Below are 728 nucleotides of genomic sequence, written 5' to 3' on the forward strand. Positions count from 1 at the left end.
ATAACGTTGAGGAGTTCAGATGGCACACAGCTACGCAGAACAATTAATTGACACTTTGGAAGCTCAAGGTGTGAAGCGAATTTATGGTTTGGTGGGTGACAGCCTTAATCCGATCGTGGATGCTGTCCGCCAATCAGATATTGAGTGGGTGCACGTTCGAAATGAGGAAGCGGCGGCGTTTGCAGCCGGTGCGGAATCGTTGATCACTGGGGAGCTGGCAGTATGTGCTGCTTCTTGTGGTCCTGGAAACACACACCTGATTCAGGGTCTTTATGATTCGCATCGAAATGGTGCGAAGGTGTTGGCCATCGCTAGCCATATTCCGAGTGCCCAGATTGGTTCGACGTTCTTCCAGGAAACGCATCCGGAGATTTTGTTTAAGGAATGCTCTGGTTACTGCGAGATGGTGAATGGTGGTGAGCAGGGTGAACGCATTTTGCATCACGCGATTCAGTCCACCATGGCGGGTAAAGGTGTGTCGGTGGTAGTGATTCCTGGTGATATCGCTAAGGAAGACGCAGGTGACGGTACTTATTCCAATTCCACTATTTCTTCTGGCACTCCTGTGGTGTTCCCGGATCCTACTGAGGCTGCAGCGCTGGTGGAGGCGATTAACAACGCTAAGTCTGTCACTTTGTTCTGCGGTGCGGGCGTGAAGAATGCTCGCGCGCAGGTGTTGGAGTTGGCGGAGAAGATTAAATCACCGATCGGGCATGCGCTGGGTGGTA

General features: G+C 51.8%; 1 protein-coding gene. It reads left to right on the forward strand.

What is annotated here, in order from left to right; translation table 11 throughout:
• Nucleotides 1–19 precede the first annotated feature (19 nt).
• A partial coding sequence (locus tag MD273_RS19280; RefSeq protein WP_251068371.1) for a thiamine pyrophosphate-binding protein occupies nucleotides 20–728 on the forward strand: 709 nt, incomplete at its 3' end.

Source organism: Marinobacter sp. C7, assembly GCF_022343555.1.
Classification (GTDB): Bacteria; Pseudomonadota; Gammaproteobacteria; order Pseudomonadales; family Oleiphilaceae; genus Marinobacter.